We start from the raw sequence: 16,593 nt of genomic DNA, 5'->3' as shown, positions 1-16,593 counted from the left end.
CTTTTCCCGAGGGCACAATGAAGCACTTAACCTTTCTAGTGGGCACTATTTTCGTTCTTGCCGCATCGCCCCTGATGGCCGACGAGTTGCTTGGAGAAGAGTTGATCGACGCCATCAGCGGTCGGCACTTTGACTGCATGATGGGTTTAACGCCACTTGAATGGATCGTTCAAGACACCGAAACGGACTCCAAAACAATTCCGTATTCAGCCATTGTACGCGGCAAGACAGTCGATGCAGAGTACGAGATCAATGCAGACGGGCGACTGACATCTGATGGATATGGCGATGAGCGTTGGGTTACCAGAACAGACGATGGAAAACTGAGCATTGCCCGTTCGGATGGGCGCGTCATGGAATGTGTGGCACGCTGAAACGGAATACATTGTATCAGAAAGTCAATTCCATCAATTCCGGTCAACAAATTTACTTCGCGGAAATGCCTTCATAGACCATAAAGCTCTGAGAACTTTGCTTCCAGATATCCCAACAATGGTTCCGGCCCCGGCTTTTGGCCACTGGCATGTTCAATGATTTCCCGTGGCGCATAAAGACCGCCGTGACGTTGCAAATTGTCTCGCAGCCAACCGGTTGCGCCACTGGTATCGCCTTGTTCCAGTTGGGTGTCCAACTCGGGCACTGCACTTCTCAAAGCCTCATGAAGGCATCCGGCATATACGTTGCCCAAAGAATAGGTTGGGAAATACCCGAACAGGCCGACTGACCAATGGACATCCTGCAAACATCCATTCGAGGGTTTATCGACGGCAAATCCGAAATCCGCCTTGAACCGATCATTCCAAGCGGCTTCCAGATCAGCCACATGCAGATCCCCTCGCATCAACGCGCGCTCTAGGTCAAATCGCATCATGATATGCAGGTTATACTGAACCTCATCGGCTTCAGTGCGAATATACCCGTTGTGGACCCGGTTTACGGCCGCATAGAATTCATCTGCAGAACCAATGCCAAAATCGCCAAATACTTTGGTCATCTGTGGAAACAACCAACCAGTGAAGGCGCGACTGCGGCCGAGTTGATTTTCATAAATCCGACTCTGACTTTCATGCACCCCCATTGAAACGCCGCGTCCCAGTGGTGTTAACGCATAAGAGTCGTCGATCCCTTGTTCATATGCGGCGTGACCAACCTCGTGAATGGTGGAATAGAAACAGTTGAACGGGTCGGTTACAGATGTGCGGGTCGTTATCCGAACGTCCGATCCGCTTCCGGAACTGAAAGGGTGCACTGCCTTGTCAACACGGCCACGACTGAGGTCATAGCCAAAGGCTACCGCTAGTTTCTGCGACATTTCCATCTGCTTCTGCTCGTCAAATTTTCCGGAAACGCCCGTGGGCATTGGCTGAGCCAGCACCGTCGCCCGCAAGGCGACGAGTCTGGGCCGCATCGCATCAAAAATCTCGGCGATCTGACCACTTGTCGTGTAGGGTTCATAATCCTCGATCAGCGCGTCGTACACGTCGTTACCCTGCGCAAGGGCTGCTCCTTCTTCACGTTTTAACGAAACGACTTCTTCCAGCACCGGGATGAACGCTGCAACATCTTCGTCTGCACGCGCCTGGGCCCATTTCCCCTGAGCCTGAGACGTCACGCGTGCAATCGCCTTGGCCAGATCGGCAGGCACCTTGCCGGCGCGGTCAAATGCGCGACGGATTTCACGTAATTGCGCGGCGCTGACGTCGCAGGTCGCTTCAGCCCGTTCCAGCCAGTCGCCGACCCGCGGATCGGAACGACGGGCATGAAGAACCGCCTCGATCGCCGCCATTTCTTCTCCCCGTTGAACCGCGGCTCCACGCGGCATCATCGTCTCCTGATCCCAGCCCAGCCGTCCGGCGATCTGACCAAGGGCCGAAGTTTCCCGCTCAAACGCCATCAATTCATCATAGGCAGTCATGCTGGTCAGGCTCCTCGAAGTGAGGTTGCAATGGGATAGGCGGACAAAAAACGGGCTTTCAGCATGAGTGCCCAGACGATCACGGCCAAAAGCTGATGTAAAATCGCGATCTGCCATGGGGCGCCATAAAGAACCGTGACAATTCCCAAGACAACCTGAAACGAAAGGGCCGCAAAGGTCGCGTTGAAGGCAAACCTCGTGTTGGGATGAGCGCTCGACCTCCCTTGCAGCCAAACGAACAGGGCAAACACCCAAAGAAGATACCCTGCACAGCGATGAATGAACTGAACCAGCCCGGGACTTTCGAAAAAGTTTCGCCACACGGGTTCCAGCACAGTGGCATCAGGCGGCAAAACTTGCCCCCCAATCAGAGGCCAGTCTGTAAAGGATCGACCTGCGTCGATACCAGCCACAAGCGCACCGATCAGGATTTGCAAAAATGCGAAATGAATCAACCCTGTGGACAGAGAAAACAGTTTTGCCTCTTTGACCCGACGCGCTTGCATCAAGTCGCGCTCCGTTCGCCCGAGCATATAAACGTACCACGCCAGGAAACCCAGAATGACAAATGCCAACCCCAAGTGGGTGGCAAGTCGATAGCTGGCTACCGATGTCATCCCCTCGCCCTGCGTCACGCCCGACGCCACCATCCACCAACCGACCGCGCCTTGTATTCCGCCGAGGATGCCCGGCAGCAGCAACCGACCAGCCCAGCCTGTTGGGACCTTTCGTGCCATCAGAAAGCCGAGGAACCCCATGGCCCAAACAAGACCTATAGCACGGCCCAATTGCCGGTGTCCCCATTCCCACCAATAGATCGACTTGAAATCTTCCAGATCCATCCACTGGTTCTGAATCCGCCACTGATCAATCTGCTGGTATTTCTCGAATTCAGATTGCCATTCGGCTTCGCTCAAAGGTGGTACCGCCCCAGTCAGAGGACGCCATTCGGTAATCGAAAGCCCGCTGTCAGTCAGGCGCGTCAGACCGCCAACCACGATCGTGGCGACGACCATGGCAAACAGCACCATAAGCCACAAACGGATAGCACGCCGCGCACCACCTTGGTCGCGATCAATCACGCCGGGCTTGAGGGCCTCCTGCTTTTTGTCACCCGAAACTTCCTCAAAGATGCTGCGCTTACCGCTCATTCCATCCTCTTGTTCTGAATTTCAACGCAAGCTAGGGCCGTCTGTCGCATTGGTCCAGTGTCAGCTATTTTCTTTCCACCGGACCATCTGACGCATGATCCCGTGTAGCATCTGCACATCCGCCCGCGTCATCCGCATCCGTGACCAAAGATTGCGCAGGTTGACTTTCATACCCTCAGCCTTTTCCGGGGGATAAAAAAAACCGGCCTCATCAAGCCGTTCTTCATAGTGTTCGACCAGTTTTTCGACCTCTATCCCGGTCGCCCAGTCGCCCTTGCCCAGATCGGTTGCCTCGTGCACGACTTCTCCGCTTTGGCGCATCCACTCGTATGCAACCAACAAGACGCATTGTCCCAGATTAAGAGAGGCATATTCCGGATTTACCGGAACGGAAATAATTGCGTTCGCCTTTGCTATATCTTCGTTTTCCAGCCCCGCCCGCTCTGGGCCGAATAACACCGCGACCTGCTCTCCGGCCGCAACTTTCTCAGCCGCAATCTGCATCGCACGCTCAGGGCTGTAGACTGGTTTCGTCAACCCACGCTGGCGGGCGGTTGTCGCGAAGACAAAAGATCGATCGGACAGCGCGATTGACAGATCCTCGAATAGCTGCGCTTCGTCCAACAAGCGTCCTGCCCCGCTGGACATGGCCACCGCCTTTGGATTCGGCCAACCGTCGCGCGGGGCAACGATCCGCATTCGATCCAGCCCGAAGTTCCACATCGCCCTGGCAGCTGCACCGATATTTTCGCCCATTTGCGGGCGCACGAGAACAAATGAAGGCTGTGATCTGTCGCTGGGCATCTGATACTCCGAAAGTCCACACCGCTCTAATGCTCCTGAATTCGCAGGGCAAGGCGTGGCCTCTCTTCCGTCGTGGAAAACAGATCTATTCATCCATAAAAGTTTGCTTCCCTCGCGCAATCCGCTAAACCGCGCAAAAGCCCCAGCCAAGGACGCAGCGATGGACACCCCCGAGCAGCCGCAAATCTATCTGATCACTCCGCCGTCAATCGAATTGCGCGGTTTTCCTGATACGCTTGCGCGGGTTCTGGACGGTGTGGAAGTCGCGTGCATCCGACTGGCTCTCGCAGGAAAAGATGAAGACCAGATTGCCCGAGCGGCTGACGCTTGCCGTGAAGTCGCGCATGCGCGCGACGTCGCTTTGGTGATTTCGAACCATGTCCTGTTGGCGCAAAGACTGGGGTTAGACGGCGTTCATCTGGACGACGCCGCCCGCTCAATCCGCAGCGCCCGCAAAGAACTCGGCACCGATGCCATCGTGGGAAGTTTTTGCGGAACTTCACGTCACGACGGCATGACTGCGGGTGAATCCGGGGCTGACTATGTGGCTTTTGGCCCTGTCGGACAGTCGTCTTTGGGCGACGGTTCTGTTGCCGAACCGGGTCTGTTCGAATGGTGGTCCCAGATGATCGAGGTGCCGGTGGTGGCCGAAGGCGGTTTGACCGAAGACACCGTGCGTGCACTGACCCCGCACACAGATTTTTTCGGCATTGGTGATGAAATCTGGTCAAATAACGATCCGCTGGCCAAGCTTCAGTCTCTGTTCGATGCAATGGTGTGAGCGGTAACCTTCCTGCTTGCACGACGGCTTTCCATGCGGCATGACAGCCAAATGAGTCAGAAAACCGACATTCTCTGCATCGGCTCGGTCCTGTGGGACGTGATAGGTCGATCCGCTAGCCATATGCGGCAAGGTTCTGATGTGCCTGGCAGGATCTCTCGCTTGCCCGGTGGGGTGGCAATGAATATTGCTATGACCTTGGTGCGGTTCGGAATGGCGCCCACATTGTTGACTGCTATTGGTCGCGACCCGGAAGGCGATGAACTGGCTCTGTCTTGCGCAAAGCTTGGGATGATTACAGACCACATATATCGTTCCGAAGACTTGCCTACCGATCGATATATGGCCGTCGAAGGCGCAAATGGTTTGATTGCAGCCATTGCGGATGCGCATTCGCTCGAGGCAGCTGGCGCCAAAATTCTGCATCCACTCATTTACGGCCCTTTGGGGACCGAAAACGCGCCATTCGACGGTTTGGTTGCGCTTGACGGAAACCTGACGCTTGCTTTGCTGGAAGAAATCGCAAAAAGCGCGGCTTTTTCCCACGCGGACCTGCGCGTTGCCCCCGCCTCACCCGGCAAGGCTGAAAGGTTGCTGCCATTCCTAAAGAACGGGCGCGCGACGCTATATGTCAATCTCGAAGAAGCGGGCCTGCTGTGCCAACAGGAATTTACAGATTCCGAAAGTGCCGCCCACTGCCTGGTTGAACGGGGTGCGCTGCGCGCCCTGGTGACCGACGGTGGTAGTTCTGCCACGGCGGCAAGCACAGAGAGCATTCTCACGCAAACACCACCGCCAGTACTTGTCACACGGGTAACAGGTGCAGGCGATACGTTCATGGCAGCACATATCGCTGCCGAAGCCACCGGGGCGAATGAAGACGAAGCCCTTGCCCGTGCCCTGCATGCGGCCGCAACTTATGTTTCCGGAGAAACACCGTTTTGATCGATCTTCAGTTTTCCAATGAAGTCCGCGCTGCCAAAGATGCGGCACACCCAATCGTCGCCCTCGAAAGCACGATCATCACACATGGGATGCCTTATCCTCAGAATGTCCAAGTCGCGGCACAGGTGGAACAAGACGTCCGCGATGCGGGTGCCGTTCCGGCCACCATCGCCGTGATCGAAGGTCAACTACGCATCGGGCTTGAGCCGCAGCAGCTAACTGCGCTGGGTCAGGCGCAAGGCGTTGCCAAAATCTCGCGCGCGGACATGGCCGTCTGCATCTCGTCCGGTAACACCGGCGCAACCACCGTGGCTGCGACAATGATCGCCGCGCGCTACGCCGGGATCGAGGTATTTGCGACAGGTGGAATCGGCGGCGTACATCAGGGGGCGGAGACCACATTCGACATATCAGCGGACCTCCACGAACTGGCTCAAACGCCGGTCACCGTTGTCGCTGCTGGGGCCAAGGCTATCCTCGATCTGGCGAAGACACTCGAGGTTCTGGAAACGCTCGGCGTGCCTGTAATCGCGCATGGACAGGATTTGTTTCCCGCGTTCTGGTCTGCACAATCGCCCTATCCCGCACCACTCCGCCTTGACAGCGTCGAAGAGATCGCCCGCGCGCATGCCACGCGCCGCGCATTGGGCTTGCCGGGTGGGCAACTGGTCGCCAATCCGATACCAGCAGCAGACGAAATTCCCGCCGCCGAACTGGCCCCGATCATTGCCGCAGCCCAAGCAGACGCCGACGCGCACAGGATTACAGGCAAGGGTGTGACGCCGTATCTGTTGCAACGGATTTACGAGCAAACGGATGGCCGATCATTGACCGCCAATATCGCACTGGTCAGAAACAATGCCCGGCTGGCCGCTAAAATTGCTCAGTCACTGTCAAGATTGACCAAGCTCTGATGGAATTGTTGCACCGCACTATTGTGCGGCTGCGACAAACTGCCTAACTAGATCGGCGAAATATCAGAGACCGCGATGAACACACCCTTTGACGAAGAACCGCACCGCCGCCCCGGTCTGTTTGCCAGACTGCGCGCGTCCTTTCTTACGGGGATCGTTGTCATCGCACCCGTCTGGCTAACTGCCTGGTTGATCCTGTCCGTCGTCGGCTGGATCGACAGTGCTGTACTGCCGCTGGTACCGCACCAGTTCCGCCCCGAGCAATACATCGGAATCAACCTGCGCGGCGTAGGTGTCATATTTTTCCTGTTCTTCACAATCATCGTGGGATGGGTCGCCAAAGGTATTCTTGGACGCTCGCTGATCCATTTTGCCGAGCAACTGGTGGCCAGGATGCCGGTCATTCGTTCGGTTTACTCGGGAATCAAACAGATTTCCGAAACCGTTTTCGCGCAAACCGAGAGGTCATTTGAAAAGGCCTGTCTTATTGAGTACCCGCGCCGGGGAATTTGGGCCATTGGGTTTGTGTCGATCACGGCTAAAGGCGAGATTTCGAAACGAACTTCTGCTGGCGAAGAGTTGTACAGTGTTTTTGTACCGACGACACCGAACCCAACCTCTGGTTTTCTTCTATTCTTCCCAGCCTCGGATGTGATCATTCTGGACATGACCATTGAGGATGCCGCAAAGCTCGTGATTTCGGCGGGACTGGTCTATCCCAATGACAAAGACCCCAGCCGCCCACCGGAGTGATTAGCCGAACATCGCAGGCAGGTCGACCGTGCTGCATTCGCCGATATCCTTCATATGCGCGTTCAGGAAGCGGTCCGCCGCGATTCGACCTGCTGTTTTCAGCCGGTTAAGGATAACAGGGGTTGGTACCAGTTTTGTGGCAACCGACAAGCTGTTCATCAGATCATCATCAGCGATCATGTGAACATGAACACGCTTCATCTCTCCTTTCTTCATTTTCCGTTGCTGCAACAGTCGTTGAACAAAGTTGATGGCGCGCAATTCCCGTAACAGGGACGAATTGAAACTGATCTCGTTAATCCGATTGTGGATTTGCTGGGGTGTGCGCGGGACTTCATCGCGTTCTAAAGGGTTGATGTTCACGATTATCACGTCTTCAGGCAACCCGTCGACAAATAGTGGAAAAAGAGCTGGATTTCCGGAGTACCCGCCATCCCAATACGCCTCCATCCGGCCCGTGCCTGGGTCTTTGATTTGGATGGCTTGAAACAGATTTGGAAGGCAGGCCGACGCCAAAATTGCATCAGTCGAAACATCGCGACCAGAAAACACCCGAATTTTACCGGTTCGAACACAGGTCGCACAAACGAACAGATCCGGTCCTCGTTCGGCGCAGACCTGGTTAAAATCGAACCCTTCCACCACTTGTGCCAAAGGGTTCACATAAAACGGCCCATATGAATATGGCGACACCATTCGCGACCATGTGTCGGCAACGGAAAAGGGAACTGAAAGCTCAATGCTCTGTGCAATATGTGCGGTTTCAAAAAATCGCATCCAATGCGCAATCCGCATATCGCCAACCGCACCCATGCGTTTCCATAGGTCATTCAGAGTTTGTCGAGCTCCTTCACGCCCGTTATTTGCCATTCCCGCTTTGAAGGCCGCCCCGTTCAACGCGCCTGCGGACGTTCCGGTAATCGCGGCAACTTCGATATCACTTTCATCCAACAGTCGGTCCAGAACACCCCAGGTAAATGCCCCGTGTGCGCCGCCGCCCTGTAAGGCCAGATTGATCCGTTTCAAGTCTCACCCTCCCGGTCACATTGGCGGCCTACCTGACTGCGACTAAAGCGCTGTCCAGCCACCATCGACGGAAATCGTTGTTCCGGTGATTTGGGCCGCAGCATCCGAGCAAAGAAATACCGTAGTTCCGCCAAGTTGTTCGACGGTGGCAAACTCCTTGGAAGGCTGACGTAGTAGCATGACGTTCTTGATCACATCTTCGCGGCTCATTTGATACTCTTTCATTGTGTCGGGAATCTGCGCTTCGACCAGCGGGGTCAGAACATATCCGGGACAAATCGCGTTGCATGTGATCGGTTCCTGCGCGGTTTCCAAAGCGACGGTTTTGGTCATGCCGACAATACCATGCTTGGCCGCAACATAGGCGGCCTTGAAGGGGGACGCAGTCAAGCCATGGGCCGACGCGATGTTGATCACCCTGCCCCAGCCTGCCTCTCGCATCTTCGGTAAGGCTGCAGCCATTGTATGGAAGGCCGAGTTTAGATTAATGGCAATAATTGCGTTCCACTTATCGACTGGAAAAGTGTCGATGGGAGAGACATGTTGAATACCGGCATTGTTCACCAGAATATCGCAAGACCCGGATTTTTCGATCAAGGCCCGACATTCATCTCCGTCCGACATATCTGCCTTAATATAGCGCACCTCCACTCCGGTATCCTGAGCCAGTTGCGCTGCAAGCGCATGGTCCTCATCCCGGTCTGTAAACGAGTTCAGCACCAAGTCTGCACCCGCTTTGGCCAACTCCTTGGCGATGCCCAAACCGATCCCGGAATTGGAACCCGTGATGATTGCAGTTTTTCCCGACAAGGACATGATCGCTCTCCCGATTGAATGCGTAGTCAATGCAGAGATTGACATGCTGCACCTGCAAAGAAAACGGGGAAACGTATCTGTTGATGCGCAACTTCTGTCTGGCAGCTTTTGTCAAAAAGGATAAGCAGAACGCAAAGTCTCGAAAGCGATCTCGGAATAAAAAAAACGCCCGCACGAAGCGGGCGTTAAGTTATTGAGGCAGGTTTCATACAGGCAAGAAACCTATCGAGCAGTGACTCCTTTATACGCAATTCCCCTGCGGCATCCAAGCTAAAAGTTTGAAAATATGGAAAACCATCGCTACGATGATCATCAAGAAAATAAGGCATGAGCAGGATTGTTGCCAAAGTGCGACCAGTTTTTTTACGCGCCATTCGTCCGTTTCTTGCGGGATTTACAGTAATTTTGGCTGTCGGCAATGCCTTTGCAGAATCGGCACACGGCATAGCTATGTATGGGCAACCCGCCTTGCCACCGGATTTTGTGTCGCTTCCGTATGCAAACCCGGAAGCGCCCAAAGGTGGTCGTGTCGTTTTCGGAAACACCGGCGGCTTCGACAATCTGAATCCATTTATCCAAAAGGGAACCGTTCCCTGGCAAATCAGGTTTTGGTCCTTTGAAGGCCTGATGGGCCGATCCTGGGACGAACCCTTCACACTTTATGGACTTTTGGCCGAATCAGTTGAAACACCAACTGACAGATCGTGGGTCGAATTCACCCTCAGGAAAGACGCGCGATTCTCGGATGGCAGCCCTGTTACTGTCGAGGACGTGATCTGGTCTTACGAGATCTTGGGAACAGAAGGGCATCTACGGTACCGTGGATTGTGGTCCCAGATCGACCGCATTGAACAGACCGGGCCTCGTTCCGTTCGCATCACCTTCAACGCTGCAGACAGGGAATTGGCGCTGATCGCCGGCTTACGCCCCATTCTCAAAAAGGAGCAGTGGTCCGATAAAGATTTCGCCAATTCATCGTTGCAAGATATCCCGATCGGTACCGGCCCTTATGTCGTTGCGGATTATGAAGCCGGTCGGCAAGTCACCCTGAAGCGAGATCCGAACTATTGGGGAAAAGATCTGCCATTCCGGCGTGGAACAATGAACTTCGACGAGTTGCGGATCGAATTCTATGGCGACGAAACCGTGCTTTTCGAAGCGTTCAAAGCTGGTGAGTTGACCGCTGTCCGCGAGTTCAACGCCGAAAGGTGGGATGCCCAATACGATTTTCCTGCCATTCGCCGAGGAGATATCGTCAAGACCGAAATCCCCCACGGTAAACCGTCTGGGATTACCGGATTTGTCTTGAATACGCGCAAGGCACCATTTGACGACTGGCGCGTACGTGAAGCTTTGATGCTTGCCTTTAATTTTGAATACATTAACGACACGATTACCGGAGGCGCGCAGCAGCGGATCTCGTCCTATTTTTCGGGTTCCGATCTTGCCATGCGGCCGGGACCTGCAGAGGGCGTAGTTCGCGATTTGTTGACGCCCTTTTCTGACGATCTTCTTCCTGGCGCTTTGGAAGGGTACGTACTGCCTGAAAGCGATGGATCGGCACGTAATCGCAAAAACCTTCGCGAAGCCGCCAATATGTTGGCCGAGGCGGGTTGGACCGTCAAAGACGGCGCCCTGTTCAATGCAGATGGAAAGCCTTTCAACTTTACCGTTCTGCTTCGTCAGGGCGATACCGACATGCAAACCGTTATCGAGATCTACTCTCGCGCGCTGGAACGGTTGGGCATTGGCCTTACGGCGGAAAAAGTCGATAACGCGCAATATGCGGGGCGATTGGCGGAATTGGATTTCGACATGACACCATTCCGCCGCGAATTGTCTTTGTCACCCGGAAACGAGCAACGATTGTATTGGGGCAGTCAGGGTGCAGATTCAGCTGGCACCAGAAATCTGATGGGGCTGTCCTCTCCCGCAGCGGACGCAATGATCAATGCAATCCTGGCGGCCGAAACGCGGGAAGATTTTCTTGCAGCAACCCGTGCGCTGGATCGGGTGTTAACATCGGGCCGTTATGTGATACCGATCTGGAATTTTGATGTCGGACGTATCGCGCATGCTAAGGAACTGAAGTACCCCGATCACATCCCAATTTACGGCGACGGACCACAGTATATGCCTGAAGTTTGGTGGTATGAGGATTGACGGCCGCCATTTATTTCCATATTTCCGGAAATATGGAAATAAAGCTATGCGACAAACTAAACGCCCTTGCCCACCCCAACCGGCTTGATCTGTTCCGGCTGTTAATGCGCCGATTCCCCGAGGCCGTGCCAGCGGGACAGATTGCCGAGGCATTAGGTCTCAAGCCGAACACAACTTCTGCATATCTAGGCTCCCTCAGGAGTGCTGGATTAATAGAGCAGAAACGTGAAGGGACCACGCTCAACTACAGCGCAAATCTGGATGAAATCCGCGGTTTGTTTTCCGGCTTGCTTGGGGATTGCTGCCGGAACCGTCCTGATCTTTGCATTTCTCTGTCAGGAGACCCTTTGATGACAGACCAGTCCCGTGTTTTTAACGCGCTATTCATTTGCACCGGAAACTCTGCGCGTTCGATCATGGCCGAAGCAATCTTGCAACGGGAAGGCCGTGGTTTATTCAACGCCTATTCGGCTGGAACTGCGCCTTCCGCAAACCCGCACTCGGAAGTGCTGGAACTGTTGGAAAGCAAAGGCTACGACACAGCCAGCTTGCGTTCAAAATCCCTTGACGAATTCGCTTCTGAAGATACCCCAAAGATGGATTTCGTTTTCACCGTCTGCGATCATGCGGCAAACGAAGCCTGCCCAGCTTGGCCAGGACACCCCATGAGCGCCCATTGGGGGCTGCCAGATCCGGTCAAAGCCGCAGGCACAGACGCACAAAAACACCTCGCATTTCAGCAAGCTTTCGGGCTTTTGCGAAATCGGATCATGACATTTGTCAGCTTACCTTTCGAAACGCTCGACCGGATATCACTGCAACACAAGGTCGACGACATTGGTCGGATGACCGATTGAATCTGCACCGCCACCAAGGAAAATCAATGAACATCCTCGTTCTCTGCACCGGCAACTCTGCCCGGTCAATCCTTTTGGAATCCATCTTGAACACTATGGGAACCGGCCGCGTACACGCCTATTCCGCAGGCTCCAATCCCACCGGAAAAGTGCATCCTCAGTCCTTAACCTTGCTCGCTGAAATGGGCCATGACACAACACGCACCCGTTCTAAAAGCTGGGACGAATTCGCGACTTCTTCCGCGCCGCAGATGGATATTGTCATCACCGTCTGCGGTTCTGCCGCCAATGAAACCTGCCCAGTTTGGCCTGGGGCACCAATCCGTGCGCATTGGGGGGTCGAAGACCCGGCTGCTAGGGCAGAGCCAGAGTGGTATGGCGCGTTTCGTGAGGCGTACGAAGTTCTGGAGCGACGAGCCGCAGCGCTTTTGAGACTACCGATCGAGACCATGGATAAATCCGAACTTTCTGCTCAATTGAACCGTATCGGAGACAGTCAATGAACCCCCGCGCGTATTTTGCCGAGTTTCTCGGCACTGCATTTCTGCTGATCGGTGTCGTCGGTTCCGGTATAATGGCCGACGGATTATCTGGCGGGAACGTCGGGCTTGCCTTGCTTGCGAACGCCATCGCCACCGGATGCATCCTGTATGCTATCATCACAACGCTCGGACCGGTTTCCGGTGCGCATTTCAACCCCGCTGTCACGCTCGCTTTTGCGCTTAGACAGGAGCATTCCTGGCACGCGGTCGTTCCATACATGGCGTGCCAGTTTACCGGAGCGCTGGTCGGAGTTTGGGCCGCGCATTTCATGTTTGACCTCTCGATTCTCCAAACCTCAACGACAATGCACCGTACGGGCGCGCACCAATGGTTTTCCGAAATCATCGCTACACTTGGTTTGCTATTCGTAATTTTCGGCGGAATTCGGCACAAACCGGATGCTGTCCCGCCATTGGTCGGGCTCTACATTACCGGCGCGTATTGGTTCACATCATCAACAAGCTTCGCAAATCCGGCCGTTACGTTCGCTAGGGGGTTTACGGATACCTTCGCAGGCATCTATCCTCCCCATATCGTTATGTTTGTTGCAATGCAGATTCTTGCTGTATTTGTCGGGCATTACCTATTAAATTGGCTATTTGCCGATGAAAGTTAACGGACCGGCCGCCACTCACTCCAATGTCAGGTCCGTCAGCCCGTTGCGGATTTCCCGCGACGGGCGTACATCTTTTGAAAGTACAACCGCAATAAGTGCGACACTTTGACCAGTCTCCACGGCAGCATCATATTCTTTACCCTACCGGAGGGAGGGGAGCGTTCCGTCAACACTCACTAGGAAAGCTCGCACATGATGACTTGGACGGACCTGACACAAGATTGGGCCACCACTTATGCCCGCGCCAAGATGCGGTTTCCCAACTTGCGTGATCAGGATATGCCCTTCGTAAAACAGGATCGGCACCGGTTCGAGGCATATTTGGCGGAGCGGCATCACTTAACGGTCAACGAAGCCCATGAAGAACTCGAAGACTTCCTGTTCACCGAAGAGTTGTGTCGCGAACTGAATACCTGATCACATAAGTGACGTGACCCAAAGGATCATTGCATCTTCGTCGCTAACCGAGATCACGTTATGCCCCATACTGCCGTCGTAATAGGCACTGTCGCCGCGCCTCATTTCGACCGGTTCATAAAACTCAGTATACAGCCGAACTACGCCCGTGAGGACATACATAAACTCCTCACCGTCATGACGCACCCAACCATCGAATTCCTCCATCGAACGCGCTCGGACACGCGCCCGGTAAGGCAGCATCTGTTTCTTGGTCAGGGTGTCTGCCAGCAACTCGTGTTCATATGTCGCCGTGGCATGCGCCGTTCCCGTCCCAGACTTCGTAACCGACATACGTCCAATGACCTGATCCCGCTGGGGCGGCGTAAAAAGTTGCGGAACCGATATCTGCAATCCAATTGCAAGCTTTTTCAATGCATCGTAAGTTGGCGACATCTGGCCATTCTCGATCTTACTGAGCGTCGATCGCGCCAGACCAGCTTGGGTGGCAGCCTGCTCAAGGGTCCAGTTCCTGGCCTTGCGCAACTCCCTGACACGGGCACCAAGATCAAGCGGTTCAACCTCTGTCGCGGCACCATTGTCCCGCGCGATACGGATAAGGGATTTGGGGTCTCGGTTTTTCATGCCTTTTCTATAGGGCCGGTCCAGTGCGCTTGCAACGCGCTGCGTCGCACGCTAGCCAATCGACATGCTGTCGATCTTTGACCAAGGTCCGCCACCGGCCTGCCCTACCCCCTTCAATTTGGCCGCGCATGTTTTGCGCAAGGCCGCGGCCTTATCCGACAAGATTGCGCTTTCCGTCCTGCACGGCACGGGAAGTGAGAATTGGAGTTATGCCAAGCTCGAAGCGTCTGTCCGGGGGACGGCGACGGGCTTGTTGGAAAGAGGTTTACAACCTGGCGATTTGGTTTTGATGCGGCTGGGAAATACGGTTGAGTTTCCGATTGCCTATCTCGGGGCGATAGCTTCTGGGATCGTACCAATTCCCACTTCATCACAACTCACTGAGGTGGAAACGGCAAAAATCATCGACGAGTTACGACCTACGGCGGTTCTCCGCGACCCGACGGTCGCCTGCTCTGATCATCCACACCAGATTGGATTGGACGATTTGACCTCGATGCACTCTCTACCGCCCGCAGAATTCGAAATGGGGGATCCCGAGCGTCTGGCTTATGTCGTCTATACTTCTGGCACTTCGGGACAACCTCGGGCGGTCGCCCATGCGCATCGCGCAATCTGGGCGCGGCAGATGATGGTGGACGGTTGGTACGGATTGACTGAACAGGACCGGCTTTGCCACGCCGGCGCGTTTAACTGGACCTATACACTGGGTACCGGGCTAATGGACCCTTGGACGACTGGGGCAACTGCCCTGGTTCCCGAACCCGGCACTGACAGTTCAATGCTGCCTGCCATGCTGAAAAGTTCTGGCGCGACCATTTTTGCCGCCGCACCCGGCGTCTATCGCAAATTGCTGCAACAGAATGTACACTTAGCCCTGCCCGACCTTCGTCACGGGTTATGTGCAGGCGAAAAACTGTCACGCGCCCTTCACGAAAAATGGGTGAATGCGACTGGCAGAGAGCTCTATGAAGCGTATGGCTTGTCGGAATGTTCGACTTTCATCTCATCCAGCCCCGACTCACCGGCCAAAGGTGATACCTTGGGGCGACCACAGCCGGGCCGACGGATAGCCATATTGGGGCCAGACGGCCCCGTACCTTGTGGCACAGAAGGAACGATTGCCGTTCACCGCACAGATCCCGGCCTGATGCTGACTTATCTGAATGCGCCGGACGAAGCCGAGGCCCGTATGCGGGGCGACTGGTTTTTGACAGGGGATCAGGGCGTTATGGATGAAGACGGACAAATAACCTACTTGGGTCGCGACGACGACATGATGAACGCGGGTGGATATCGCGTCTCTCCGGTTGAAGTCGAATCTGTTCTATCCCGTTTTCCAGGAATAACGCAGGTAGGCGCTGCTGCCGTCGAAGTAAAACAGGACACGTTCGTGATTGCGGCCTTCTATACCGGACCTAAAAAACTGGACGATACAGGTTTGCGCAACTATGTGGAGGCAAATCTGGCGCGTTACAAGCAACCCCGCGCTTTCGTCTACTTGCCCGCCCTGCCGATGGGCGGCAACGGAAAACTTCTGCGCCGCGCTCTGCCGGCCCATTTCAAGGCTCCATCCAAATGACCAGAACTGTCAAGCTCGATATCCTGTCCGATCCTATTTGCCCTTGGTGTTATATCGGCAAGACACATCTGGATAAAGCGTTGGCAAAGGTACCGGATCATCCTTTCGTGATCGAGTGGCATCCATTTCAGCTGAATCCGGATATGCCCGATGAAGGAATGGATCGGCGTGAGTACCTGGAACGCAAATTTGGTGGCAAGGAAGGCGCCGTTCGGGCCTATGCGCCAGTGGTAGAGCATGCGGAACAAGCGGGCCTTACAATCAAGTTCGAAGATATGGAGCGTACGCCCAACACTTTGGATGCGCACCGCCTCATTCATTGGGCTGGGATCGAAGGAAAACAGAACGAGGCGGTCGAGGCTTTGTTCAAGGCCTATTTCGTGGAAGCTCGCGACATCGGTAATCACGAAGTCCTTGCTGACACCGCCGACAGCATCGGGATGGATGCTGCTGTTATCCTGAAACTGCTTAACTCCGATGCGGATCGTGAAGAAATCCGTAGTCGAGATACGCATTCCCGACAAATGGGCATCAACTCCGTCCCCACTTACATTGTCGCCAATCAGCATGCTGTTCCCGGCGCGCAACCTCCTGAACTTTGGGAGAAAGTGATCGGCGAAATCGTGTCTCAACTGGAGACTTCTTCTGCAAAATAGCACATAAATCTGTGCATTGTACCATATGGT

At 54.7% G+C, this 16,593-nt stretch carries 19 protein-coding genes; 12 read left to right on the top strand and 7 right to left on the bottom strand.

Going from position 1 to position 16,593, the window contains the following annotated elements:
• Positions 1 to 17: 17 nt before the first annotated feature.
• Entirely contained in the window at positions 18 to 374 is a 357-nt protein-coding gene (locus ACR0LZ_RS16615; protein WP_480750947.1) for a hypothetical protein, read from the top strand.
• A gap of 71 nt (positions 375 to 445) precedes the next feature.
• Here ACR0LZ_RS16615 and ACR0LZ_RS16610 read toward each other — a convergent pair whose 3' ends face one another.
• From ACR0LZ_RS16610 to ACR0LZ_RS16600, 3 genes are read right to left on the bottom strand one after another with little or no spacing between them, the layout of a single operon-like run.
• Positions 446 to 1,915, bottom strand: a complete 1,470-nt coding sequence (locus ACR0LZ_RS16610; RefSeq protein ID WP_480750945.1) for a carboxypeptidase M32 — start codon at positions 1,913 to 1,915, stop codon at positions 446 to 448.
• A gap of 5 nt (positions 1,916 to 1,920) precedes the next feature.
• Positions 1,921 to 3,066: a heme A synthase gene (gene ctaA, locus ACR0LZ_RS16605; RefSeq protein ID WP_480750943.1), complete on the bottom strand. Its 1,146-nt coding sequence runs from the start codon at positions 3,064 to 3,066 to the stop codon at positions 1,921 to 1,923.
• A gap of 60 nt (positions 3,067 to 3,126) precedes the next feature.
• Positions 3,127 to 3,870, bottom strand: a complete 744-nt coding sequence (locus ACR0LZ_RS16600) for an RNA methyltransferase (RefSeq protein WP_480750942.1) — start codon at positions 3,868 to 3,870, stop codon at positions 3,127 to 3,129.
• Between the two features lie 160 nt (positions 3,871 to 4,030).
• Here ACR0LZ_RS16600 and ACR0LZ_RS16595 point away from each other — a divergent pair, with 160 nt between their 5' ends.
• The 4 genes from ACR0LZ_RS16595 (at position 4,031) to ACR0LZ_RS16580 (ending at position 7,263) form a co-directional block, all read left to right on the top strand.
• Positions 4,031 to 4,651 carry a thiamine phosphate synthase gene (locus tag ACR0LZ_RS16595; RefSeq protein WP_480750941.1) on the top strand — a complete coding sequence of 207 codons (621 nt, stop codon included), beginning with the start codon at positions 4,031 to 4,033 and terminating at the stop codon, positions 4,649 to 4,651.
• 51 nt (positions 4,652 to 4,702) lie between these two features.
• Positions 4,703 to 5,596, top strand: coding sequence for a PfkB family carbohydrate kinase (locus tag ACR0LZ_RS16590; protein ID WP_480750940.1), 894 nt, complete (start codon positions 4,703 to 4,705; stop codon positions 5,594 to 5,596).
• Positions 5,593 to 6,510 carry a pseudouridine-5'-phosphate glycosidase gene (locus ACR0LZ_RS16585; RefSeq protein ID WP_480750939.1) on the top strand — a complete coding sequence of 306 codons (918 nt, stop codon included), beginning with the start codon at positions 5,593 to 5,595 and terminating at the stop codon, positions 6,508 to 6,510. Before ACR0LZ_RS16590 ends, ACR0LZ_RS16585 begins: the two co-directional genes overlap by 4 nt.
• A gap of 75 nt (positions 6,511 to 6,585) precedes the next feature.
• Positions 6,586 to 7,263 carry a DUF502 domain-containing protein gene (locus tag ACR0LZ_RS16580; RefSeq protein WP_480750938.1) on the top strand — a complete coding sequence of 226 codons (678 nt, stop codon included), beginning with the start codon at positions 6,586 to 6,588 and terminating at the stop codon, positions 7,261 to 7,263.
• Here the strand turns inward: ACR0LZ_RS16580 and ACR0LZ_RS16575 are convergent, their stop codons facing one another.
• The 3 genes from ACR0LZ_RS16575 to ACR0LZ_RS16565 form a co-directional block, all read right to left on the bottom strand.
• Positions 7,264 to 8,289, bottom strand: coding sequence for a patatin-like phospholipase family protein (locus ACR0LZ_RS16575; RefSeq protein WP_480750937.1), 1,026 nt, complete (start codon positions 8,287 to 8,289; stop codon positions 7,264 to 7,266).
• Between the two features lie 42 nt (positions 8,290 to 8,331).
• Positions 8,332 to 9,105, bottom strand: coding sequence for a 3-hydroxybutyrate dehydrogenase (locus ACR0LZ_RS16570; RefSeq protein ID WP_480750936.1), 774 nt, complete (start codon positions 9,103 to 9,105; stop codon positions 8,332 to 8,334).
• Positions 9,106 to 9,290: 185 nt separating this feature from the next.
• Complete coding sequence (locus ACR0LZ_RS16565; RefSeq protein ID WP_480751008.1) at positions 9,291 to 9,479, bottom strand: hypothetical protein; 189 nt, start codon at positions 9,477 to 9,479, stop codon at positions 9,291 to 9,293.
• On the opposite strand from ACR0LZ_RS16565, the gene ACR0LZ_RS16560 reads away from it, so the two are divergent.
• The 5 genes from ACR0LZ_RS16560 to ACR0LZ_RS16540 all read left to right on the top strand — a co-directional run bounded on the left by ACR0LZ_RS16560 (position 9,454) and on the right by ACR0LZ_RS16540 (position 13,701).
• A complete protein-coding gene (locus ACR0LZ_RS16560; RefSeq protein WP_480751001.1) occupies positions 9,454 to 11,268 on the top strand; it encodes an extracellular solute-binding protein in 1,815 nt (604 codons plus the stop codon). The genes ACR0LZ_RS16565 and ACR0LZ_RS16560 overlap by 26 nt on opposite strands.
• 32 nt (positions 11,269 to 11,300) lie before the next feature.
• Positions 11,301 to 12,125 carry an arsenate reductase/protein-tyrosine-phosphatase family protein gene (locus ACR0LZ_RS16555; RefSeq protein ID WP_480751000.1) on the top strand — a complete coding sequence of 275 codons (825 nt, stop codon included), beginning with the start codon at positions 11,301 to 11,303 and terminating at the stop codon, positions 12,123 to 12,125.
• A 26-nt stretch (positions 12,126 to 12,151) separates the two neighbouring features.
• Complete coding sequence (locus ACR0LZ_RS16550; protein ID WP_480750935.1) at positions 12,152 to 12,628, top strand: arsenate reductase ArsC; 477 nt, start codon at positions 12,152 to 12,154, stop codon at positions 12,626 to 12,628.
• Positions 12,625 to 13,284 (top strand): aquaporin, encoded by a 660-nt coding sequence (locus tag ACR0LZ_RS16545; RefSeq protein WP_480750934.1) that lies wholly within the window; start codon positions 12,625 to 12,627, stop codon positions 13,282 to 13,284. Before ACR0LZ_RS16550 ends, ACR0LZ_RS16545 begins: the two co-directional genes overlap by 4 nt.
• 192 nt (positions 13,285 to 13,476) lie before the next feature.
• Positions 13,477 to 13,701, top strand: coding sequence for a hypothetical protein (locus ACR0LZ_RS16540; RefSeq protein WP_480750933.1), 225 nt, complete (start codon positions 13,477 to 13,479; stop codon positions 13,699 to 13,701).
• Here the strand turns inward: ACR0LZ_RS16540 and ACR0LZ_RS16535 are convergent, their stop codons facing one another.
• Entirely contained in the window at positions 13,702 to 14,325 is a 624-nt protein-coding gene (locus ACR0LZ_RS16535) for a helix-turn-helix domain-containing protein (protein WP_480750932.1), read from the bottom strand. It abuts the gene before it with no gap.
• Between the two features lie 64 nt (positions 14,326 to 14,389).
• On the opposite strand from ACR0LZ_RS16535, the gene ACR0LZ_RS16530 reads away from it, so the two are divergent.
• The gene (locus tag ACR0LZ_RS16530; RefSeq protein WP_480750931.1) at positions 14,390 to 15,907 is read left to right on the top strand and encodes a class I adenylate-forming enzyme family protein; all 1,518 of its coding nucleotides are present in this window, start codon (positions 14,390 to 14,392) and stop codon (positions 15,905 to 15,907) included.
• Positions 15,904 to 16,563, top strand: coding sequence for a DsbA family oxidoreductase (locus tag ACR0LZ_RS16525; protein WP_480750930.1), 660 nt, complete (start codon positions 15,904 to 15,906; stop codon positions 16,561 to 16,563). The genes ACR0LZ_RS16530 and ACR0LZ_RS16525 overlap by 4 nt, the downstream gene beginning before the upstream one ends.
• Positions 16,564 to 16,593 lie beyond the last annotated feature (30 nt).

Source organism: Ruegeria sp. CI1, from assembly GCF_056536925.1.
This window is presented reverse-complemented; position numbering and strand designations above follow the sequence as displayed.